A 23,265-nucleotide genomic window follows, 5' to 3' on the forward strand; every position below is an offset into this window, starting at 1 on the left:
TGCCTCATGAGTAACGAAAATACGAACAACGAGACCGCAAACGAAACTGAGCCAATGTCAGGTGGTGAACAACAGTTCGTGTCCTTCATGGTCAACGAGGAGCGTTTCACTTTTCCTATGCTTGCGGTGGGCGAAATCATTCGCGTACCGACTATGGTGTCTGTCCCCCTTGGTCCCGCACAAATGATTGGCTTAGCAAACTTACGTGGGAACGTATTGCCCGTGTATGACTTAAGCACAATCTTACTTGGAGCGAAGTCACAAGAGAGTGACGTTACCCGCGTAGTTGTAGTGGAGTCTGAGCTTGGTAGCGTAGGATTTCTGGTAGACAGAGTACTGCGCGTCTACAGTGTTAGCAGCGATGCTGTTATCGATAAAACCTCAATGACGGATTCTATCGCCTACGACTATATGCAGGGCATCATTAAACAAAGCGACCAGCCTGTAGAGCAAATCCTTGATGTTTCTGCGCTTGCAAAAGCACAGGCAGTCATCAAGCAAGATGGCAATACTATGCAGCTGTCGGGAATGCAGCATATTGATAACGATGCGCCTGAAGATTCTCAAGAGGACGAAAATTTACAGCAGTTAGTGTGCTTCTCACTAGAGGAACAAGAGTTCGCATTTCACCTTCAAGATGTAGAAGAAATTGTGCGTGTTCCCGCAGAGATATCGCAACTTCCGGATAGTGCACCTTCTGTTTTGGGGCTGGTCAATCTGCGCGGCCGCATCATTCCCATTGTCGACTTGTCGAACTCCATTGGCATGATGCGCACTGAAATTAACGAAGCATCGCGCATTGTAGTAACACAAAACAGTGAGTTTGGTAGCGTTGGCTTTGTGGTAGCCAAAGTCAGTAATGTGGTGTCTATTTCTGAAGCTGAACTGGAATCTGTTCCTTCGGTATGTAATGACGGCGCGGAATCGGGGCTGCTTGAAGCGGTCTACCGCAGCGATGGCGGCAAACGTCTGGTGTCTATTATCAACCTTTCTAACATCTACAGCCGTGCGCTGATGAGCGCTTTAACCAGTCTTGATGCCGATATTCAGCAGGAGTCTCAAATGAATGATGGCAACGATTTAGCAATTGATGAAGATGACTGCGAGCAATACGTCATCTTTTGGATTAATGGGCAAGAATACGGTGTAAGCATTGACGATACGCAAGAGATTACTCGAGTACCTGAAAAGCTTGAAAGTGTGCCGAGTACGCCAGATTACCTGAAAGGCATTGTTAACCTTCGCGGTACGGTGTTGCCGGTTATCGACTTGCGCAGCCGCTTAGGTATGCCGTGCAGCGAAACGTCAGAGCGTCAGCGCATCGTTGTTCTTACTAAAGATAAACAGCGTACCGGGTTCATCGTTGATGGTGTTGCCGAAGTGAAGACCGTCGTTAGACAGACTATTGAAGAAGCGCCTTCTCTTTCTGAGATGCAATCTGAGTTCTTAAACCGCCTGATTAAGCTGAATGATGAAAAACGCATTATTCAAATTATCGAGCCCAAAGTCTTGCTCGATGACAATGCGGTATCTAAAGCTCAAGAGCAATGCTAGCTAATATTCGAGGTTATTTATGACAGTAAAAGTACTTATCGTCGACGATTCCGCGTTAATGCGAAAGCTGTTCACGCAACTCTTCGAGAAAGAGGGCTTTATTGTTCAAGTAGCACGTAACGGCGAAGAAGCGCTAACTAAAGCTGTAGAGTTCGAGCCAGACTGTATAACACTGGACATTAATATGCCGGTAATGGATGGCATGACGTGTCTGGCGATGCTCAAGAAACTTTATCCTTGTCCTATTATCATGGTGTCTTCGCTTACGCAAAAGGGAGCCACCATTACCCTAGAGGCACTCGCGCTTGGCGCAAGTGACTTTGTGTTAAAAACAGGGGGCACTGTTTCGCGGGATATTTCAGATTTAGAGGCGCCTTTAATAAACAAAATTCACGCCCTAGCCAAAACTGGCAAACCACAGCGTCCTACAATTAAACCGCCCCCAGTCGTGACACAAAAAGTTGTTCGCCACAAAACGAGCGTACCCTTTGAAGTCGTTCTGGTAGGCGTTTCCACTGGTGGTCCCAAAAAGCTTGAACACCTGGTAGCTAACTTAAGCCCCGCATTTCCGATTCCTATCGTTATTTCACAGCACATGCCAGCCTCTTTCACCAGTGCGCTGGCTAAGCGCTTGGACGGAATCAGTCCGCTCAACGTGGTTGAGGTGAATGCGAAGATGCCCATAAAGGCTGGCAATGTTTATCTTGCAAAAGGGGATGCTGATCTTGCCTTCTCAAAAATCGGCGGTGAAGTCTCAGCGCGCCCTGTGCCATCAAGCCCAAGTTTTCTGTGGCATCCAAGTGTGGATCGTATGGTAGACAGCGCACTTAACTGCTACAAGCCACTTTCTATGCTGTGCGTACAGCTGACCGGAATGGGGTGTGATGGTGTTGCCGCTATGAGCAAAGCGTTTAAAGAAGGTGCGACAACGATCGCAGAGAGTGAGGCGACCTCAGTTGTCTTCGGTATGCCAAAAGAGCTTATTGAAGCGGGTTGCGCCAGCTTCGTACTAGATAGTCCCAAAGTCGCATCTAAATTGAACGCGCTTTGTCGTTAAGAGGAGAAGTAATTATGGGTCTCAAGAAGAAAGTAGAACCTATTGCCGATGTTTCCGATGACTTTGAGGAAAAGCGCGAACACCCTCGAACGAAAGAGCAACTCATTAGCGACCTAAACTCGAGCGACAGTGATGTGCGCCGGTGGGCAGTAAGAGATTTGAGTGGCCAAAAAGATGCGCACGACGCCTTTATATATCGATTGCCACAAGAAGATGACCCAACAGTGATCGAGGCCTTATTTAGCGCGCTCGAGCATGATATGACTCAAAGTCATGCCTCGCAGGTTATTACCATGCTTAAAAGCGAACACGTGCAATTGCGAAATGGGGCTATTGAGCTTATGCAGCAAAACCCTGATATTTTTGCTGCGAATGTCAATTTACTCATGCACGACGAGGACCCTGACACCCGTATTTTCTGCGTAGACATTATAGGTGCGGTTGCTCACATAGATGCTGTGAACTGGCTGCACCAATTCGCTCTAAATGACGACAATGAAAACGTTGTGGGTACTGCACTGGACAAACTGGCTGAAATTGCTGATGTGTCTACTTTGGATATTTTGCAAACTGTTGAAAGCCGATTTCCGAATCATAACTACATTCAGTTTGTTATTTCACTAATTCGTAATCAAGTGAGAAACGCCGATGAATAGTGTAGCACTAGACAAAATAGGTGCTGCCGATTTCGAACGGTTTCGCTCTATGTTTTACCGAAAAACCGGGATCCATTTCGAAGACTCGAAGCGCTATTTTGTAGACAAACGTCTTCATGAACGCATGAAGGCTACAGGTCATACGAGCTTTAAAGGTTACTTCACTTACATGCGATTCCAAGCGTCAGGTGAAGAATTTCAAAACCTCGTGAATTCAATGACTGTCAATGAAACGTATTTCTTTCGCGAAGAATATCAATTTGAAGCGATGACAAGAGAAATAATGGATGAGTTAGACGGTTATCGTCCTGCCGGAGAAGATTTGCGCATTTGGTCAGTACCCTCAAGTACGGGCGAAGAGCCATACTCAATAGCGATATATCTTATCGAGTATTGGAAAGGGTTGGCGCACAGAGATGTAGAGCTCATCTCTTCTGATATTGACAGCAACGTGCTGGCATCAGCAAAAAAAGGGCTTTATTCCAAGCGCTCTGTTCAGAACATTCCGCTCCCGCTGGTGAAGAAGTATTTCAAAGAAATCAATGGGCAATTCCAGCTTAGTGATGACATACGTGAGTCCGTATCCTTTACGCTCGCGAATATTTTATCCGCAAATAATATGAAGCAGTTTAGGCATTTTGACCTCATTTTTTGCCGAAACTTGCTCATTTATTTTGATGATGAATCGCGTAAGAAGGCGGCGCAGGTACTCTTTGATGCGATGAAACCAGGTGGATACATTTTTTTAGGGCACAGCGAATCTATGAGCCGTATTTCGTCTATGTTTAAAGTACGCAAATTCGGTGATGTGATTGCTTACCAGAAGCCACTTACAGGAGGGGCATAACATGAAAACAGTAATGATTGTTGATGATGCCTCTACGGTAAGAATGTTCCACAAAATGCTGGTGACTTCGCCAGACAGAATTATCGAAGAGGCGGAGAATGGTGTAGAAGCGCTTGAGAAAGCTATAGGTACAAATGTGGATTTGTTCCTTGTTGATGTGAACATGCCAAAGATGGACGGTTATAGGCTATGTAAGGAAATACGGCTCAATAAGGCACTACGTGCGGTCCCCATTATCATGATAAGTACCGAGTCGGCTAATCAAGATGCCGAGCGAGCCTATCAATGTGGAGCAAACTATTACATGACGAAGCCTGTGGATGCAGACACGTTGAAGTCAGTAGTAAGTGCAGTGATTGGGGGGGAAGCCAATGAGTGAATTACTTGATGTGTTTATTGGCGAGTCCCGGGAGAATTTAGAGTCGGCGAGCCAAGAGCTTTTAGAAATTCAGTCGTCGGGCCCAGCTTCTGAGCGTGTGGACAAAATTTTTCGCGACCTGCACACCATTAAAGGTTCTTCTGATTTATTTGATATTAAACCTTTGACTCGCTTGGCTCACGCAGCAGAAGATTTGCTTGATAGTGTAAGGTCTAACGAGGTCACTTACAGCGATGATATAGGCGATTTGTTGCTTGAAGCCTTAGACCAAATTTCAATATGGTTCGACGAGCTCGAAGTAGGTTCTCAGAATGTAGAGCAATGGAAACCAATATCGACACAGCTTAGTGCTCAATTAAGACACTTTATCGACCCGACAGCATCGAGTGAAGTCGATGAAAGCAGCGCCACCGTTAACAACGAAAGCCCAATAGCCGACCCGCAAACGCTAAGCGAAGAGCACATAGCACTGATCGCCAATTTTGGTAGAAACGCCGACTTAGACCTACTTTGTAAAGCGACTGGCCCAGACTGCTATTTCATTCAGTACACGCCCGACGAAGGCTGCTTCTTTCGCGGAGAAGACCCAATAAATGTCACCGTAGCCTTACCTGGAATAAAGGCGTTTGATATTGAAATGCCCGAATTAGGCGAAGATGCAGATATCTATAACTGTTTCACTTCAATCAAAGCGCTTGGCGTTGCCGGCGAAGATGAAATTAAACAGCATATGGCGTATTACGAGGGGCAGTACTCTTGCGTTAGTTTTTCCACTCAAGCCTTAAAAGCTGCATGCACCGGTAAAATTCAAAAGTGCGTCGAGACTATCGACGACGAAACCTTAAACAGTGCCCTGAATGACACAGACATAGACCAAGTGCATGCTAGCGCTGGACTACTGCTTGCCTCACTGAACTTTGACGACAGCGAAGATGATAGCGCTAATAGGGCTGTGCTGAGCCTGCTATCTTCAATCGACGATTTGAGTTTTCTTAATAACGAGATTCGAGAGGATGGATGCTCAGGTAAAGACACCAGTACGAATGCGTCTCCTGAAGTCAGTAATAGTTCGGCAAGCGAATCAGGCGACTCGAAGAGAGAAGCGCCTAAGCCAAAAAACTTAGCGTTGCATGAACGAGCAATGCTGACACAACAGCTCACGCTACTAAATTCGGATAACTATAAATCTGAGTTCATGTTTCCTTCTATCGCAGGGCTGGTGGGTAATATTCTGGGCGCTGAGTTTGAAAATGAGGACGCGCTGGCGGTTGCCATTAGTAACGCGTTAGATGAGGAAACAATTCAAGCGCAAGTAAATGACGAGCAAGCGCAACAAACGTCGAATAACGTGACAGCTGAGGCTACACAGCCAGCTAACGCACTAGAAACGACAGAAGACACAGCTGCTCCTGTAAAAGCTGAACGCCAAGCGGTGAAAATGCTCAAGGTCGACCAGTCAAAAATAGATTACTTAATGGACATTGTTGGCGAGCTAACCGTTGCCAAAAATTCTCTGCCTTATCTTGCAAAGCAGGCAGAAGAAGAGGGAGGCAGTAGAAAGCTCAGTAAGCAAATCAAAGCCCATTTTTCCATTGTTAACCGATTAACAGAATCGCTCCAAAGTGCAGTGCTTCAGATTCGTATGGTACCTGTTTCCCACGTATTTCAACGCTACCCTCGCTTAGTGCGGGATTTAGCCAGAAAGCTCGATAAAAAAATCGATTTGTGTATGCAGGGGGAAGATACCGAGTTTGACAAAAATTTAATTGAGTCCTTATCTGAACCGCTTATTCACTTGCTAAGAAATAGCATAGATCACGGCATAGAGTCTCCTGCAGAGCGGCTTGCAGCAGGAAAACCTGAAGTAGGTCGCATCGACCTCATCGCAACGCCGCTTGATGATAGCGTAATCATAGAGATTCGCGATGATGGTAAAGGCATTGACCCTCAAAAAATAAAGCTTTTGGCATTTCAAAAAGGGGTTATCAGCGAAACGCAGCTTGAAAACTTGGATGATAATGAAGCGCTACAGTTAATCTTTGCCGCTGGTTTTTCAACGTCTGAGCAAGTGTCAGACTTATCTGGGCGCGGCGTTGGAATGGATGCGGTAAAAACAATGGTTAGCCAGGCTGGCGGCACGATCGAAATGCAAAGCGAAGTGGGAGTAGGAAGTACTTTCAAACTCTTGCTGCCCCAAACCATGTCAGTGAACCGAGTAATGATGTTCGAAGTGAACGACCAAATGTTTGGCGTTGGAATGGATGCCGTCGTTGAGACTGTCAAAGTGCCCACTGCCGATATCCAGCGTATTCGCAACGAACACGTACTGGTTATCCGCGAAAAGCTCATACCTCTTTGTGACTTGCGTGAAGCGTTAGGGTTCGAAGCAGCCGAAGAAAGGGAAGAACATTCAATTCTTGTGGTATCAACGCCTCAGGGAGAGTTTGGATTAATCATTGATAAGTTTCACGAAGGGATTGACGTCATTCAAAAACCGCTTGAAGGCGTGTTGGCCGGGTACGCTCACTTTTCGGGAACGGCGCTGCTTGGCGACGGGCGTGTGTTATTGATTATCAACGTTCAAGAGGTATTAGCAAAATGCCTATAACTTACAAAAAGAAAGTCGCGGTCATGACCGGGCACTGTGAAATAGAAGAAGCTGAAGCGCTCTTTGCTTGGTTGAATGAAGAGACTTCCCGACAAGTTAATTTAAAAGCCTTAGGTAGCGCACATACCGCTGTGTATCAGGTATTGCTAGCGAAAAAGCCAAAAGTGAGCGTGTGGCCTGAAGCTGATGCACTATATTGGCTGACTGAAATGATCCAAAACAAGCAGAGTAAAGTGTGGTTCGAATGAGAGTGATCACGGTAGCTAATCGCAAAGGCGGTACGGCGAAAACCACCACGGTGGTAAATCTTGCTTATGGCTTCGCACAAGCGAATAAACGGGTCATTGTGTTGGATCTTGATAATCAAGGCCATGTTATGCATGGCTTAAAAGCACTAGGATGCGTTCAACAAAGTGATATAACTGAACTGCCTCTCAACACCTTCTTTACCTCTATTGTGAAGTGCGCTGACAACATATATGCCACCGATGTTGATACTTGTAATGCGAATACAAATGAAGAAATCACGCTAGATGTATTGCGTAACTGGTGCGACTCGGAAGCGGTAACGAAACATTTCGATATTGTTCTTATTGATACACCGCCAACATTGAGCCCGCAGCTTATGGCTGCGCTATCGGCAGCGACCGACATTATTATTCCAGCAACACCCCTTCCACTGGCAAGTGACGGTGTTCAGAAACTGCTCAATGCCTGCAGAAATGCAATGGCAGAGCGAAAGTTTAGAGCAACCAAACTCACTATTTTACCCGTCATGGTAGAACAAAATCTAAAATTGCACAGACAGGAGTTAAGTAACTGGTACGGGCGCTATGGACGAAGCAAAGTGCTTAATCCCATTAGAAAGAGCATCAAACTCGCCGAGGCATTTGCAGAGAATAAGCCTGTATTTGCCTATGCTCCTAACAGTCGTGGCGCACATGACTATACTGAATTATGTAAACAATTAATTGGCTAACACGAGAGGTAATGCAATGAGCGCAATACACTTAGTAGATGACTCGGCCACCATGTTAATGAGCATGGAAATGTTATTAAAACGAGCGGGCTATACGGTCACAAAATCAGAGAGTGCGGAAGCGGCTATGACAGCCCTTGAATCAATCAGTCCTAAACTAATTATCACAGACTTAAACATGCCAGGTATGAACGGCATAGAGCTTATTAAAACGTTGAAACAGCAGTCTAAGTTCAGGTTCACCCCTATGTTGATGTTAACCACTGAATCTCAACAGAGTCGTCGCGAAGAAGCGAAAGCGGCGGGCGCGACAGGTTGGCTTGTTAAGCCTGTTGAGCCAGAGCAGTTATTAGGTGTAGTAAAGCAGTTGGTGCCAACTGCATAAGGTTAGATTATGAAAGTACTTGAAAAAACAAAGCAGTATTATGAGTTGGTACTCGCTGAGAAGTTTAAAGTGCTTAAGGATAAGACGAACAAAGTTCAGGACTCACTTTTACTTTGGAGCGGTTTGGTTGGTGTGTCTATATTGAGCATGGCAATTTCGTTGAATATATCGCCACAGCTATTAAATGGGCAAGCAGGTACCGTTGCCACAATACTGGGTTTCTTGAGTTTTATTACATGGTATTCGCATAGGCAAACAAGCGTATTCAAAGCCAGTCTTAATAAACAGGAGAGTTACTTACAAGAAACCTCTGATCAACTCAACGAAACACATGCTCAAGTCAGTGAATATGTAGCCATCCTCAAAGGCCAAATGGACGGCATAAGCGCTATCACAGAAGATGCATCGATGGAATTGATGAAGGCGCTGTACGAAATTGAAAGTAGCATTCAAGACAGTATAGATAACGTTGAGTTAGGGCAGAAGAACGCGCTTAGCTGCAAAGAAAAAAGCGCCGATGAGTTTGAGCTGGCTGCAAAGCGCTTATCGAGTATTAAAGCCATGATAAGTACCCAGCGAGAGCAGCAGATTGCAGATACTGAAGCGATTCAAGGCGTAATGCGAGAAGTCGAGAACCTCAAAGAGTTGACGGAGTTAGTTAAAAATATTGCATCGCAAACTAACTTGCTAGCGCTAAACGCTGCTATCGAGGCAGCTCGAGCAGGAGAATACGGAAGAGGCTTTGCGGTGGTGGCAGAACAAGTGCGAATACTGTCTTCTCAGTCGTCAGATGCGGCTGAAAAAATAGAATCAGGTATAAAGTCCGCTCTTGATGCCGCGCATCATCAGGGAGAGAAAATGCTTAATTCAACGCGTGCTAACGATACGTGCGAACTATTAACGGGGTTTTCTGAATCGTTAGAAAACATTACGAGCCACTATCGGGTATTAGAAGAACTCAATCCCAAAATGCTGGCATGCTTTTCACAAAGCGCGACAGAAGTGGCGTCTAAAGTGAGTGGTGCAATAGCCAAAATTCAATTCCAAGATATTATTCGCCAGCGCACCGAACACGTGAAGTTAGAGCAAGATGCCATTGTTAGCTTGTTCGGACAATTCTCGTCTTACATCAATAATCGCGAACATTTTGACGAGTCTTTTAATTTAAGCACGAAAGAAATGTTTGAAAAATACGTTATGGAAGATCAGCGTAAAATCCACTTTGACATCAATGAATCTTCACCAGAAGAGAAAAATGAGTTTGAAGAGGCGCGAGAGCCAAAAATAGAACTCTTTTAGCTGAGGGCCCATCAGGGCCCAATAGCCTTTCTGACTGTGCTTTTGTTATTCTTTTGCTGGTAAGTCAAATAACAAGATAACTTACGCTTAAAGCGTTATTCGTTCAGCGGTGGCAAATGCCACATCCAGTTTGAAATAAGCGGCTTCATTAATAAAGTGCGGGTAGGTTTCAGTTTCGTTTTCCCACACGATATCTTTGCCGTCAAACGTCCGAAATACAGGTGCCCCAGGTATGAGAGGTTTGAAATCGTTATCTTGCAGTGAATGATGGATCATGGCGGTACGTTTTCCATTGGCATCTAACGGAAAAGACACATTATCGCCTAAACGAAAAGCTTCACAGGCAGGCAAAGCGTCAGTACTGATTTGCCCTTTATTATACGCGGCACAAAAATCCAATATTGCTTCAGCCATGGTTTGTGTTAGGAGGTAAACATCTTCTCTTAACACGCCCTGTGGCTGCCCACCCACTTCTATCATTACACCTTTCTTACCAGTGGTGCACAGGTAACCATGTTCAAGGTAGGGCTTTTCGTCTTCTACCAAAATGTTGGCTTCTGGCATTTGTTGCTTTACGTATCGGGCCATTTGAATATGAAATTCATCCGCTTCTAGAATGATAAGCGTGGCACCCATTTCACTGGTGGTGTTGTGGATATCAATCACCAAATCCGTATTCGAATTACCTTTAGGCCCAAACGTATTGTTAAGCGATTTAGCCAACACGGCTTCTTTGGCTGGATTGTCGCCCGACAAACGCTCAAGCGTAAATTGTCGGTTTAAGTCTTCTTCTACAAATCGTACGTTTGCAGCAAGGGCGGCTTCATTGGCAATATTCAATGAAACATTAAGTCCATTAAATCGCGAAGGTAGGCCGAGCTGTTGCCAGTTTCGAATAAGCTGAATACCACTGGTTTCGTTACCGTGAGTACCACCAACAAGCGCGATAGAATTAAACATTCATGTTCCTTTTTTGTATAGGTTGAGGATGAGGAAGGCTGCGCAGCGAGCTATTGATTAATATTGTGATGAATTAATTCGTTCGCTGTCTGCGCATCTACCCACGACTTGGAGATCAAGTAAGCCGATACTACACCACTGCGCTTTGTACGAGAATACGTCTTAGTGGAATTTACCTAAATACTGGTGTTTGCCAAATTGTGGGGAAAGACAGCGCGTATTAGTGCTTAAAGAAGTCATCTGTTTGCTGTGCTAGCATCGCCTCTATCTCTTCAACATCGATATGCTTGGGCGTTGCGTCTTCTGCAGGCTTGCCGGCTATTTTTCTGTCTTCAGCGGCCCATTCACCTAAATCGATAAGTTGGCATTTTTTACTGCAAAAAGGGCGATATTCGCTTGTTGGTGCCCAAACAACCTGCTTGGCACAAATAGGACATTTCACTTCCATTATTTACTCCAGTGAAATACGTCTAAACGGCGAAGTTTGCGATTTGCTTATACTACCGCAGACGGGAAATAATAAATTAAAGACTCTGGCCTGCTGATCTTTTGATCTTTGCGGTACATCACACGTCAGCAGGTCTTAAGTTTAACAGGCAGCTAAACGAAACTGAATACTGCTTTCCACTGCGCCAGATTGGCCCTCTTGAGGAGAAAATAGCATGAAGCGGAGTGCGTAACGGTATTTGTTGCCGCTAAGCGTAGGGTAATACCCTTCATCAACGCTACATTTAACGCGAATTAACTCGTTTTTATCTTCTGCAGCGCCTTGATAAAAACCGTTGTCAGCAACCACATTGACAAATTGACCTCGTTCGCGAATGAACGACAGGCTAACAGCAATAGCATCATCGAGTAAGGCTAACGTTTCAAGCCATTGCGCTATTTCAGCGAGGCGTTGTTCAAGGGGTTGTTGTAACCAAAAATGAAGATTGGGCAAATCGAAGCTGCACGCGCCACCTGGAATGGCAAAGCGCTGCCTGATTGCGCTTAGCAGTTTATCTTCTTTCAAAGCACTACCAAAACGGCGGTCTGTTTTTAGCTTTTGTTTTAGGGTAAGCACGGTTTTTAGTGCTTGCTCTAAGGCGGTGCTGTCAATTTTCGGGTGCTTAGACCAATAAACCAAGTTCTTTTCATGGGCTTCGAGGTCTTTGGTAAGATCGGAGCGAAGATCCAGTCTTTCAATGAGATCAAGTAGTTCGAAAAGCTGTTCAAAGAACACCAGCTGCAGATGAGTATGTTCTGATTTAGCCGTAATTTTAAGTTGTCCAAGCAGCTGCTCAACACGTAAATAGTTACGTACTTTTTCCTTTAGTGGAAATTCGAAAACAGCGTGACCCATGGAACCCCTTAAAACACATAGACTTAGAGAAATGTCGCTAAAAATTTAGCTGAACAGTGAAAGGCAACAAGCCTAAAGCATCAAAGCGTTTAAGCCAAGTATACTTGTTCGCCAAATCTTTACTTTGACGTTAATTGGTCAAAAAAGTTTCAAAAATCAATCCGTAAGGCTGTAACGCCTTGCGTTTAGGTGGTGAATTTAGTTATTAGGGATGTGTTTTTGCGTTAACTTCGTCTATCAACTTCACGCTTTAGATAGCAAAAGTAAGTGTTCATGCAAGGTCGAAACTTGCGAAGAGAGGGCGTTTAGGCTGGTGCTATTGTCTAATACATGGTCTGCAGCGCTCAGCCGTTCTTTACGGCTTGCTTGTGACGCCATAATACTTTTTATCGTTGCTTCAGAGCTACCATCTCGCTTTAAGGCGCGTTCAAGCTGAAGCACTTCAGGGCAGTCAACCACTACTACGTGGTTACACATTTCAGTAAGCTTGTTTTCAACCAATAGTGGAACAGACAAGATGCAATAGGGGGAAGTCGATTCCATGATTAGCTGTTGCATGCGAGAACGAATAAGCGGGTGGAGAAGGCCGTTCAGCCAGGTTTTTTCATCTGGGTTAGCAAAAACCTTCTCTCGAAGTGCGGCGCGATCAAGGCTACCGTCTTCAAGCAAAATATGCTCGCCAAAATGCTCAGCTATTTGAAGCAACCCTTGTGAGCCCACGGCAACCACATCTCTTGCGACCTCGTCGGCATCCACGATGTCTATGCCTAACGACGCAAAAATATCAGTGGCAGCAGATTTACCGCTACCTATCCCGCCAGTAAGGCCTACTACAAAGGGGGTCTGCTTATTCATAATGCCGGTATCTTCTAACTAAAGTACGTAATCAAGATAGGTGGTAATAATGGCATCTTTAAAAAGCAGTGTCAGCCAACCCGCCACTGCGAGATAGGGACCAAAAGGAATTGCCAACGACTTACCTTTGTTTTGAATCACCATTATGAGTATGCCTGCAATTGCACCAACAAACGAAGAGAGCAAAATAATAATGGGCAAACCTTGCCAGCCCGTATAAGCGCCAAGTGCGGCGAGCAGCTTGAAATCGCCATAGCCCATGCCTTCTTTGCCAGTGGCAAGTTTAAATAGCCAATAAACAGACCATAAACTTAAATAACCCGCCGCTGCGCCAATAATAGCGTCGGTGGTGCTTACAAAAATGTGTTGCGTGCTCAACAGTAACCCTAACCACAGTAGAGGCAGTGTTAACTGGTCAGGTAATAGCATCTTATCTAAATCAATAAAAAGCAGAGCAACGAGTATGTAGGTAAACAATACGGCCCATAGTGCTTGCGATGTGACACCAAATTGATAGGCCGCAAACGTACAGGCTAAAGCAGTAAACAATTCAACCAGCGGGTAACGAACTGATATTCCAACTTTGCATTTAGCGCATTTACCTTTAAGGAATAGGTAGCTAATAACAGGAATATTTTCCCATGCGCGAATCTTGTGGCCGCAGCTAGGGCATGTGCTGTCTGGTTTTACAAGATTAAATACTTCCTCTGACGCTGTTGAGTTTTTATCGTGAGGTGTCGGCGCACCCTCGCTAAAATAGCTTTGGTACTCTTGCTGCCAGCTGCGTTCCATCATAATAGGCAAGCGGTAAATCACCACGTTCAAGAAACTGCCAACCATTAAACTTACAAAAAAGACTAGGGAGTAGAATACAGCAGGGTAAAGCTGACTAAGCGTAATTATCGCGTCCATGGTATGTGGTTCTTATAATTGTTGATTTTCGTTCTTTTGGTGCTGAGCCACGTTATACCACGTTACCCATCTGGAATATAGGGAGGTACATAGCCACAATCAAGCCGCCGATTACCACGCCAAGTACGGCCATGATCATTGGTTCTAGTAGGCTGGTTAAACCGTCTACCATATCATCTACTTCAGCTTCATATATGGTGGCAATTTTACTAAGCATTTCATCAACCGCGCCCGACTCCTCACCAATGGCAATCATCTGCGTCACCATGTCAGGGAATACTTGTGTAGCGCGCATCGCAACATGCATTGGCATACCGCCCGCCACTTCTTTACGCATGTATAAAATGGCTTCGCGGTATACTGCGTTGCCTGAAGCTCCGGCAGCGGATTCTAGTGCGCCAATAAGCGGCACACCTGCTGCAAAGGTCGTGGCTAAGGTTCGGGTAAATCGCGCAATACTGGCTTTTTTTAGAATTTCGCCGATAACAGGAATTTTTAAAATGTTGCGGTCTAGCGAGTCACGTAGCTTCTGGCTTCGCTTATAGGTGCGCATAAACATAAAGCCTGCAACACCAATTCCTATGGCAATAAAAATACCGAAGTCTTGGACGAATCGGGAAATAGCCAATACGAACTGGGTGAAAGCGGGAAGTTCTGCCCCGAAGCTGCTGAAAATTTCTTCAAACTGCGGCACAACAAATATAAGAAGGATGGTCGTAACAATAAAAGCAACAACCAAAACTGCGATAGGGTAAAACATCGCTTTTTTGATTTTTGATTTTAGTGCTTCGGCTTTCTCTTTGTAGGTCGCGATGCGGTCATAAATGGTTTCAAGTGCGCCCGACTGCTCACCGGTGTAAACCAAGTCGCAATATAAATCGTCAAAATACAAAGGGTGTTTTCTTAAAGCAGATGACAATGGATTACCTGCTTTTACCTCATCGGTTATTTCACCTAGAAGTTTGCGCATCGAAGAATTGGCGTGACCTTGTGCAATCATTTCTAAAGATTGAATTAGCGTTACGCCAGCGGCAAGCATAGTGGCGATTTGCCGAGATATAACGGAAATATCTGAAAGTTTGATCTTCTGGGCACCGCCGAAAAGGGGCTTAGCAAGCTTCTTTACCTTATTTGCGGAAATGCCTTGGCGTCGAAGTAGGTTTTTTGCTTCTGAGAGCGATGTAGCGGAAATTTCGCCTTTACGGGCTTGGCCGTGTCGATCCTTTCCCTGCCATGTGAATACCGAAGCCGCCTTAGCCATTTTATAATATCCGAACTGAGGTTAAACAAAAAAACCCAGTTACAACACTGGGTTTTTCTTTTATTGTTCTATGCACTTATGATTAGCAAAGTGTAGTTGGTACGCATGCCGCAGCCCAAGTAACACGGCCGTCAGCCACTGTAGGAGTAAGTGTATAAGTAGCTGGGTCTGTGCCATCTGTCACACCTGAGTTACCAGAAGCTTCAGCTTCGATTACACCATTTAGTGTTGTAACGCCAACTGCAGTAGCAGATTGTGTTACGTCTGCTGGAACACCGCTTGTACCGCCGTCACAAGCTGCAAGCGTAGCGTCAACAGTTTGTGCGCAAATCTCTACAGCAGTTTTTGCTGCCGCAGTTGCGTTAGTTACTTCTGTAAACTTCGCTTTTTGCGTGTAGTTTTGGTAAGCAGGAAGTGCGATTGCTGCAAGGATACCGATGATTGCAACAACAATCATTAGTTCGATTAGGGTGAAACCTTTTTGGTTTTTAGTATTCATGTTCATCATGGTTTTTCTCCGGGACGTGTATAACACGTAAAGTTTAAATCTAATTCAAATTGACGTTTATACCCGAGTCGTCCATTTAACGCCCCTGGTACTTGATACTCAGTATAGAATTTTATTTGTTACTGACAAGTATAGGCAAATATACCTATGTCTAGCTTTTTCAGTATGACACGGTTCGCCGCGCCTTGGCAGGCTTTATCACTTGAACTTTCGTATAAAAGTTAATGACTTAAGTGCGTATGTCTATCTATACACAAAAAGCATTATCGAGAAATGACTGAACAGAATGACGAGTAACCGTATTGTAAATTATACATCTACTCGGTGATTTAAAATCACTGTGTAACCTAAACCATTAAGGTCTCAGTAATTAAAGCCACAGTATAGGAAAGTGATAATTGCGATAACGTAAATTTCACTGAAACACTGTATCTTTATAATAAAACACGTGCAACAAAGAAGCCGCGTTATAAAGGTGGAAGTACAAGGGGATAAGCAACACATTCGCTTACCTAATGTTAAATCCACCTTTACAGCTTTTAAATTGGCTCTTTATCTTTCTTGCTCTGCTATGACAAATTAATGCGCAGCGACAAATCAATGGCCTGAACGTGTTTAGTTAAGGCACCAGATGAAATGTAATCTACGCCTAGCTTAGCGAGAGACGCCAGTCGTTCATCAGTAATGTTTCCTGATACTTCCAGTTTACATTGACCTTTGTTGAGCGCTACTGCCTGTTGGATCTGTTCGTTAGAAAAATTATCCAGCATGACAATGTCGGCACCTGCACTAAGGGCTTGTTCAAGCTCGGTTAAGTTCTCTACTTCTACTTCAACGGGCTTGCCCGGCATCATTGTTTTCGCTCGGCTTACGGCTTTTTCGATGTTTCCGCAAGAAAATATGTGGTTTTCCTTAATTAAGAATGCATCGAACAAACCCACACGATGGTTTTGACCACCACCACAACGCACCGCGTATTTCTGTGCGTGCCGCAAACCTGGCAACGTTTTGCGGGTATCGAGAATTTTAGTGTCGGAGCCATCTAAATACTTAGCGTAAAAGGCAGTAACAGTGGCGGTTGCCGACAGGGTTTGTAGGAAGTTAAGCGCCGTACGTTCTGCCGTCAATATCGCGCGAGCAGAGCCTTCCAAACTAACCAGTACGGTGTTGGCATCAACTTTGTCACCATCTTTTACATGCCACGTTAGCGACACCGACTCGTCGATTAGTGCAAATGCTTGGTTTGCCCATGCGATTCCACAAACCACGCAAGGCTCTCGCGTAATAATAGTGGCTTTTGCGTTAACGCTTTCATCTATCAGGTTCGCCGTAATGTCGTTTGCAGCATTTAATTCGCCGCCAAGATCTTCAATAAGCGCGTTCGATACTTGCTCTCGAATCGCTTGCATGTCTGGTGATGTCATCTTCATCGCTATGATCTATGCTATCTGTGTATTTAAAGGGTACGCAATATTAACCATTCTCCGCGCTGAGTAAACTCTAATTGGCGAAGAACACTCATTCCCAGCAATATATGGTCATCTTGCATACCGGGGTTTAAGTTTGCTTTTACATCGCGCACCACGATTTCGCCAATGCGCAAAGTTTCAATGGTCGATTCGGCAACTCTTACAACGCCGTTAGCTGTGCTGGCTAACCCTTCTCGACCCGCTTTGAGTTGAAGCTTATTAGCCAAATGAGCGGGAACGGCTACGTCAGTGGCACCCGTATCAACAAGAAATACGACTTCCTCACCATTAATATAACCTGTTGTCACATAGTGACCTTGGCGATTTTGCTTAAGTCGGACTTCGGTTTGTGAACCAATACGCTCTGATGTTGGTTCGCTATTTGGGTTAATTTGTTTTTCTAAAAGATCTGAGAAAACAAAAACCAGTAGACCAAAACCGCAAATCCAAGCAAGCGCAACCATCCATTTACCCGTTGACGCTGTCGGGTCTTGTTGTTCATTCATGCTTCTACCTTTCTTATAATAGTGGTGCACCGCTTTTCGTATTGCTAAATACTCGGCGTAATCTCTTAAGCAAAGGACTAACGTGCTGATTAGCTTATTAGAATGCAATGTATAGCCCTATACACTTATATCCATATACAATGTAGGCTATAACGCAGAAAATCAATTATCGAAGCAAATACTATGGTGCTTTACAACGAAGCAAAGTACACAGCAAGTCCGCATTATGATGCCCGTCCTGACAGCGCAGACGTTAGCCTGTTAGTGATACACAATATTTCACTACCTCCTTCACAGTTTGGTACGCCGGGCATTCGCCAATTGTTTACCGGAACCATCAATCCTGATGAACATCCTTTCTATAGAGAAATTGCTGGGTTACGGGTCTCTGCTCATTGTGTAATTTATCGAACGGGTGAAATAGAGCAATTTGTGCCCTTTGAACAGCGGGCATGGCACGCGGGCCTGTCTTCATTTCAAGGCCGCAGCCGCTGTAACGACTATGCTATAGGTATTGAACTTGAAGGTACTGATACGTTGCCTTACACCGATGCACAGTACCAAGCCCTTGGCGAACTCACTGATTTTATTACGAGATACTATCCTCGGATCACTTTAGGGCGTATCGTAGGCCATAATGATATAGCACCAGGGCGAAAAACTGACCCTGGTGCAGCTTTCGATTGGGCAAGATATAGAATGCGCGTTGCTGGGTTTAAATAATTTAACTAATCCGCACTGCAGAAAAAAGGAAACTCAATACCTATGATGTTAATGAGCTTGCTATTAGTTCTCAGCCTCGAGCGGTTGATAACAAAAACACCTAATTGGCATATTGAAAAGTATGCCGCTCAATATCGTGCTTTTCTTCAAGATAAAGGGTTGATTAAGTTTCAAGAAGGAAATGAAGGTGAGGAGGGGAGTAAAAAGGCCTCATCCACAGCACTTTATTTCTATCTTTTACTTCCCGCAGTATTGCTGGGAGCAATTGAATACTGGGTACTTGGTGCATTTCTTACGTTTATAGAGCAAAGCATAATTTTGTTCATCTGTATTGGCTGCCCTGCATTGCGAGCCGTCTACAAGAGTTTTTTGAATGCTGCTGATCGAGGTGACCTTCAGGCGTGCAGTATGTACACCGACCAACTAGGGCATTGTGCAAGTCAAACAGACAGTGACGGAAGTGCGGGTACAGAAGGCAAAACTTTTGGCCAACACCTTACCTGGCTTAACTATCAACACTATGCCGCTGTGATGCTGTGGTTTATTGCTTTTGGTGCACCTGGCGCGCTGTTTTATAGCTTGAGTCGAAGCACAACCGAGGCATTGTGTGATGCAAATCACCCTTTAAAAGCCGCTGCGGGAAGATTGATGTTTGCGCTCGATTATATTCCTGTTCGCGTTACCGCTTTTGGCATGTTGATGATGGGACATTTCTCACGAGCGTTGCCTGAGTGGATTAAGTATGCACTTCAGTTCGATGTACCTGCATACGATGTGCTTACACAAATTTCTTCGAAAGCTGAGATTCTAACGCCTGATGAACAGCAGTTGCAGGCTGAAAATGCAGCAATAGAACCGAAGGTGCTTGTGAAGTTAGCAAAACGTAATGTTATTTTTCTTCTTGTAATAACATCAGCGCTCACGCTTGTAGGCAGTCTTGCATAGTCATTATTTTTAACATTTACTAGCCTACTTGGCTTAGAAGGGCGTTTGGTCTATTTATTAATTGTATGTAGATCAGGCGCTTTGCCCCTATTACTGCATTCCCCCTTCCTCATCAGACCAGTTTGCGGTTACTGATTTTTCTTAACAAATTCAACAATAAAGCTTAACACCCAGCAAAAGGTAAATGCTTTGCTATGCTTGTGAGTATTTACCTCGAAATCGATCTGCCTTAAACTAGATAGGTAAAATGGTATTACCAATTGTGTTTGTGATTAAATATTCCACGATTATTTTTTACATTCACCGCTCTTATAACGTCGCTATTGTTATAGAGCAGGTTTTAAATAAAAGGATACGTAGCGCGCATGCGGCAGCAGCGAAAAAAACTCTCTGATGTGATTACCGAGCAACTCGAGTCAATGATACTCGACGGTACGTTATTGGCTGGTCAGAAATTACCGCCAGAGAGAGAGCTTGCGCTTGAATTTGATGTATCGCGACCTTCGCTTAGGGAAGCCATTGGTAATTTACAGGCACGTGGGTTGGTAGAACGTAAGCAAGGCGGCGGTACGTTTGTTAACCGCAACCTTAACTCAGCCATGACAGACCCCCTAATGGACTTAGTTAGCCAGCGTCCTGAAACTCAATTTGATTTGCTTGAATTTCGTCATGCGCTTGAAGGGATGGCGGCGTACTACGCGGCACTTCGTGGTCAACCTGAAGATTACAACGCATTGAAGCAAGCGCTGAACGACGTACCTACGCCTCAAGCTCACGAAAGCAAGCGTGCCCAAGCTGAGGCGCTAGGACAGTTTTATATCATTATGGCAAGAGCATCACACAATATGGTGTTGTTGCACGTAATGAGCACCATGCAAAGCATGCTGGTGGACAATATTGAACGAAACTTTGACATGTTGGCAGCGCACCCTGAAGCGGTGGAAGACATTGCTAAGCAGCGTCGTGAAATTGTAGAAGCCATTGCTTCTCGCGACCCTGAAGCTGCGCGTCAGGCATGTAATACGCATTTGGCGTTTATTGAAAAAACGCTATTAACCATTAATCAACGCGATACCCGCGTACAGCGCGCATTGCGACGATTAGAGATTTAGTTACTAGTCTGACCTTTTATAAGATAAGGGCTAGATAGCTATTCATTCGCAGAGGCCGGTCAGGTTTTTCCTGTGCCACTGCAAAAGCAGGTGAGCCAGATTGGGTCACTGTGAGTACAACGTAATTTAGTTTTCCTTCTTTTAGCGCCTTTAAGAGTAGAGGCAATGCTAAGGGAGGATTTTCTATATAAGCAAAAAATAGGATGGCACCATGTCTGATATGATGCACCAAGATGTAGATCCTCAAGAAACTAAAGAGTGGATTGATGCGCTTGAGTCGGTTTTAGAAGAGGAAGGCGTAGAACGCGCCCATTATTTACTCGAAAAACTTATTGATAAAGCACGTCGCAGCGGAGCGCATCTACCGTATGACGCAACTACTGCCTACATCAATACTATCCCAGCAGCGCAAGAGCCAAAAATGCCTGGTGACTTGACCATCGAAGCGCGCATCCGTGCGGCAATTCGTTGGAACGCATTGATGATTGTATTGCGTGCATCTAAAAAAGACCTAGAGCTTGGTGGCCACATTGGTAGCTTCGCATCATCGGCTATGCTTTACGATGTTGGCTTTAACCACTTCTTCAAAGCGCCTAACGAGAACCAAGGCGGCGACTTTATTTTCGCTCAGGGCCATATTTCTCCAGGTATTTATGCGCGCTCATATATGGAAGGCAACTTAACTGAAGAGCAGTTAAACAACTTCCGTCAAGAGTGTGCTGGCGATGGTCTGTCGTCTTACCCACACCCTCACTTGATGAAAGACTACTGGCAATTCCCAACCGTATCTATGGGTCTTGGTCCACTTCAAGCTATCTACACAGCGCGCTTCCTTAAGTACCTAACTAACCGTGGTATCAAAGACTGTTCAGGTCAGCGCGTTTACTGCTACATGGGTGACGGTGAGTGTGATGAGCCAGAAAGCTTGGGTGCAATTGGTCTTGCTTCTCGTGAAGGCCTAGACAACCTAACGTTTGTTATCAACTGTAACCTTCAACGTCTAGACGGCCCGGTACGTGGTAACGGCAAAATTATCCAAGAACTTGAAGGCACATTCCGCGGCGCTGGCTGGGAAGTTGTGAAAGTTATTTGGGGTAGCTACTGGGATGAGCTACTGGCTCGTGATAAATCTGGCAAGCTTATCCAGCTTATGGGCGAAACGGTAGACGGTGAATACCAAAACTGTAAAGCCAAAGGCGGCAAGTACACCCGTGAAAACTTCTTCAACAAGTATCCTGAAACAGCGGCACTTGTAGCGAACATGTCTGACGACGACATCTGGCGCTTGAACCGAGGTGGTCACGATCCAGTTAAAGTATTCGCGGCTTACCAAAAAGCCATTGATACGAAAGGTCGTCCAACGGTAATCCTTGCTAAAACGGTTAAAGGTTTCGGTCTAGGTGCATCAGGCGAAGCACAAAACGTAGCGCACAACGTTAAGAAAATGGACGTTGATTCAATCAAAGCGTTCCGCGATCGTTTCAATATTCCTGTAGCAGACGAGAAAATTGCTGACCTGCCATACTTCAAATTTGACGAAGACAGCGAAGAAATGAAGTACCTTCGCGAGCGTCGTGAAGCTCTAGGCGGTTACTTGCCTTCTCGTCGTGAACAGGCTGAAGAACAGCTTGAAATTCCTGAGCTAAGTGCATTCGACGCCATCTTAAAAGGTTCAGGTGACCGTCAAGTATCGTCAACCATGACGTTTGTACGTGTACTTAACGCGCTATTGAAAGATAAGAAAATTGGTAAGCGTATTGTGCCAATTATTCCTGATGAAGCCCGTACATTCGGTATGGAAGGCTTGTTCCGTCAGGTAGGTATTTACGCCAATGAAGGCCAGAAATACGTACCTCAAGATGCCGACCAAGTCGCTTACTATCGCGAAGATAAGAAAGGTCAGGTATTACAAGAAGGTATTAACGAGCTAGGTGCAATGGCATCGTGGGTTGCGTCGGGTACGTCTTACTCAACGTGTAACGCTACCACTATTCCGTTCTACATCTACTACTCGATGTTTGGTTTCCAACGTGTTGGTGACTTGGCATGGGCAGCAGGCGATAGCCAAGCACGTGGTTTCCTTTTAGGCGCAACTGCGGGTAGAACCACACTTAACGGTGAAGGTCTACAGCACCAAGACGGCCACTCACATGTTCAAGCGAACCTAATTCCTAACTGTATTACTTACGACCCAACGTATGGTTACGAAGTAGCAGTTATCGTTCAAGACGGTCTACGTCGCATGTACGGTAATAACGAGAATATCTTCTATTACCTAACGTTGATGAACGAGAACTATCAGCACCCTGCAATGCCAGAAGGTGATGATGTTGCTGAGCAAATCATTAAAGGTATCTACAAGCTTGAGCGTGTTGAAAATGACAAGTCTAAGCTGAATGTTCAGCTAATGGGCTCAGGCACTATCTTGAACGAAGTGCGTAAAGCGGCACAAATTCTTTGTGACGACTACAACGTATCATCTGACGTTTACTCAGTGACCTCGTTCAACGAGCTAGCGCGTGAAGGTCAAGACGTTGCACGCTGGAACATGCTAAACCCAGAAGCTGAGCAAAAAGTACCTTACATAGGTCAGGTAATCACGAAAGATGCAGGTCCTGCGATTTCTGCCACTGACTATGTGAAGAACTACTCAGACCAAGTACGTGCGTTCATCGAAACTGAATACCGCTGCCTAGGTACAGACGGTTTCGGTCGAAGCGATAGCCGTGAAAACTTGCGTACTCACTTTGAAGTTAATGCGTCATACATTGTGGTGGCATCACTTTACGAATTGGCTCAGCGCGGTGACGTTGAGAAGAAAGTGGTAGCAGAAGCCATTAAGCGTTTTGAAATTAACGCTGAAAAACTTAACCCACTTTACGCGTAAGCCAGATAAGGTATTTTACAT

Annotated in this window: 23 protein-coding genes; 14 read left to right on the plus strand and 9 right to left on the minus strand. The window is 44.9% G+C overall.

The window, feature by feature from the left end; genetic code table 11:
• The first annotated feature begins 6 nt into the window (after positions 1–6).
• The 10 genes from MHM87_RS08530 to MHM87_RS08575 are packed head-to-tail and all read left to right on the plus strand — an operon-like array spanning position 7 to position 9,764.
• Complete coding sequence (locus MHM87_RS08530; RefSeq protein WP_039227966.1) at positions 7–1,554, plus strand: chemotaxis protein CheW; 1,548 nt, start codon at positions 7–9, stop codon at positions 1,552–1,554.
• A gap of 19 nt (positions 1,555–1,573) precedes the next feature.
• The gene (locus MHM87_RS08535) at positions 1,574–2,611 is read left to right on the plus strand and encodes a chemotaxis protein CheB (protein ID WP_131138163.1); all 1,038 of its coding nucleotides are present in this window, start codon (positions 1,574–1,576) and stop codon (positions 2,609–2,611) included.
• 14 nt (positions 2,612–2,625) lie between these two features.
• Positions 2,626–3,267, plus strand: coding sequence for a HEAT repeat domain-containing protein (locus MHM87_RS08540; protein WP_014950416.1), 642 nt, complete (start codon positions 2,626–2,628; stop codon positions 3,265–3,267).
• Positions 3,260–4,114, plus strand: coding sequence for a protein-glutamate O-methyltransferase CheR (locus tag MHM87_RS08545; RefSeq protein ID WP_039227968.1), 855 nt, complete (start codon positions 3,260–3,262; stop codon positions 4,112–4,114). Before MHM87_RS08540 ends, MHM87_RS08545 begins: the two co-directional genes overlap by 8 nt.
• 1 nt (position 4,115) lies before the next feature.
• Positions 4,116–4,493 carry a response regulator gene (locus MHM87_RS08550; protein ID WP_239258605.1) on the plus strand — a complete coding sequence of 126 codons (378 nt, stop codon included), beginning with the start codon at positions 4,116–4,118 and terminating at the stop codon, positions 4,491–4,493.
• Positions 4,486–7,101 carry a chemotaxis protein CheA gene (locus MHM87_RS08555; RefSeq protein WP_239258607.1) on the plus strand — a complete coding sequence of 872 codons (2,616 nt, stop codon included), beginning with the start codon at positions 4,486–4,488 and terminating at the stop codon, positions 7,099–7,101. Before MHM87_RS08550 ends, MHM87_RS08555 begins: the two co-directional genes overlap by 8 nt.
• Entirely contained in the window at positions 7,092–7,349 is a 258-nt protein-coding gene (locus MHM87_RS08560) for a hypothetical protein (protein ID WP_110288244.1), read from the plus strand. Before MHM87_RS08555 ends, MHM87_RS08560 begins: the two co-directional genes overlap by 10 nt.
• Positions 7,346–8,080, plus strand: coding sequence for a ParA family protein (locus tag MHM87_RS08565; RefSeq protein ID WP_101565582.1), 735 nt, complete (start codon positions 7,346–7,348; stop codon positions 8,078–8,080). Before MHM87_RS08560 ends, MHM87_RS08565 begins: the two co-directional genes overlap by 4 nt.
• A 16-nt stretch (positions 8,081–8,096) precedes the next feature.
• On the plus strand, positions 8,097–8,465 hold the full coding sequence (locus MHM87_RS08570) for a response regulator (protein WP_014950410.1): 369 nt from the start codon (positions 8,097–8,099) through the stop codon (positions 8,463–8,465).
• A 9-nt stretch (positions 8,466–8,474) separates the two neighbouring features.
• Positions 8,475–9,764: a methyl-accepting chemotaxis protein gene (locus tag MHM87_RS08575; RefSeq protein ID WP_239258609.1), complete on the plus strand. Its 1,290-nt coding sequence runs from the start codon at positions 8,475–8,477 to the stop codon at positions 9,762–9,764.
• 87 nt (positions 9,765–9,851) lie between these two features.
• On the opposite strand, the gene MHM87_RS08580 is transcribed toward MHM87_RS08575, so the two are convergent.
• The 9 genes from MHM87_RS08580 to MHM87_RS08620 form a co-directional block, all read right to left on the minus strand.
• Positions 9,852–10,724 carry an aspartoacylase gene (locus tag MHM87_RS08580; protein WP_239258611.1) on the minus strand — a complete coding sequence of 291 codons (873 nt, stop codon included), beginning with the start codon at positions 10,722–10,724 and terminating at the stop codon, positions 9,852–9,854.
• Positions 10,725–10,944: 220 nt separating this feature from the next.
• Positions 10,945–11,172 (minus strand): DNA gyrase inhibitor YacG, encoded by a 228-nt coding sequence (gene yacG / locus MHM87_RS08585; protein ID WP_014980027.1) that lies wholly within the window; start codon positions 11,170–11,172, stop codon positions 10,945–10,947.
• 141 nt (positions 11,173–11,313) lie between these two features.
• Positions 11,314–12,066, minus strand: a complete 753-nt coding sequence (gene zapD / locus MHM87_RS08590) for a cell division protein ZapD (protein WP_039227984.1) — start codon at positions 12,064–12,066, stop codon at positions 11,314–11,316.
• A 243-nt stretch (positions 12,067–12,309) separates the two neighbouring features.
• A complete protein-coding gene (gene coaE / locus MHM87_RS08595; protein WP_239258614.1) occupies positions 12,310–12,921 on the minus strand; it encodes a dephospho-CoA kinase in 612 nt (203 codons plus the stop codon).
• 18 nt (positions 12,922–12,939) lie between these two features.
• Entirely contained in the window at positions 12,940–13,833 is an 894-nt protein-coding gene (locus MHM87_RS08600; RefSeq protein WP_239258617.1) for an A24 family peptidase, read from the minus strand.
• A 52-nt stretch (positions 13,834–13,885) separates the two neighbouring features.
• On the minus strand, positions 13,886–15,094 hold the full coding sequence (locus MHM87_RS08605; protein WP_239258619.1) for a type II secretion system F family protein: 1,209 nt from the start codon (positions 15,092–15,094) through the stop codon (positions 13,886–13,888).
• An 82-nt stretch (positions 15,095–15,176) separates the two neighbouring features.
• On the minus strand, positions 15,177–15,602 hold the full coding sequence (locus tag MHM87_RS08610) for a prepilin-type N-terminal cleavage/methylation domain-containing protein (RefSeq protein ID WP_275443375.1): 426 nt from the start codon (positions 15,600–15,602) through the stop codon (positions 15,177–15,179).
• 569 nt (positions 15,603–16,171) lie between these two features.
• A complete protein-coding gene (gene nadC / locus MHM87_RS08615) occupies positions 16,172–17,026 on the minus strand; it encodes a carboxylating nicotinate-nucleotide diphosphorylase (RefSeq protein WP_239245346.1) in 855 nt (284 codons plus the stop codon).
• Between the two features lie 32 nt (positions 17,027–17,058).
• On the minus strand, positions 17,059–17,577 hold the full coding sequence (locus MHM87_RS08620; RefSeq protein WP_014950400.1) for a TIGR02281 family clan AA aspartic protease: 519 nt from the start codon (positions 17,575–17,577) through the stop codon (positions 17,059–17,061).
• Positions 17,578–17,760: 183 nt separating this feature from the next.
• On the opposite strand from MHM87_RS08620, the gene ampD reads away from it, so the two are divergent.
• The 4 genes from ampD (at position 17,761) to aceE (ending at position 23,244) form a co-directional block, all read left to right on the plus strand.
• Positions 17,761–18,300 (plus strand): 1,6-anhydro-N-acetylmuramyl-L-alanine amidase AmpD, encoded by a 540-nt coding sequence (ampD, locus tag MHM87_RS08625; protein ID WP_239258621.1) that lies wholly within the window; start codon positions 17,761–17,763, stop codon positions 18,298–18,300.
• 42 nt (positions 18,301–18,342) lie between these two features.
• On the plus strand, positions 18,343–19,245 hold the full coding sequence (gene ampE, locus MHM87_RS08630) for a beta-lactamase regulator AmpE (protein WP_239258623.1): 903 nt from the start codon (positions 18,343–18,345) through the stop codon (positions 19,243–19,245).
• 365 nt (positions 19,246–19,610) lie between these two features.
• Complete coding sequence (gene pdhR, locus MHM87_RS08635; RefSeq protein WP_239258625.1) at positions 19,611–20,357, plus strand: pyruvate dehydrogenase complex transcriptional repressor PdhR; 747 nt, start codon at positions 19,611–19,613, stop codon at positions 20,355–20,357.
• A 211-nt stretch (positions 20,358–20,568) separates the two neighbouring features.
• Complete coding sequence (gene aceE / locus MHM87_RS08640; RefSeq protein WP_039228012.1) at positions 20,569–23,244, plus strand: pyruvate dehydrogenase (acetyl-transferring), homodimeric type; 2,676 nt, start codon at positions 20,569–20,571, stop codon at positions 23,242–23,244.
• Positions 23,245–23,265: the final 21 nt, after the last annotated feature.

Origin of the sequence: Alteromonas sp. Cnat3-28 (assembly GCF_022348265.1) — a bacterium.
In the GTDB taxonomy this organism is placed as follows: domain Bacteria; phylum Pseudomonadota; class Gammaproteobacteria; order Enterobacterales; family Alteromonadaceae; genus Alteromonas; species Alteromonas macleodii.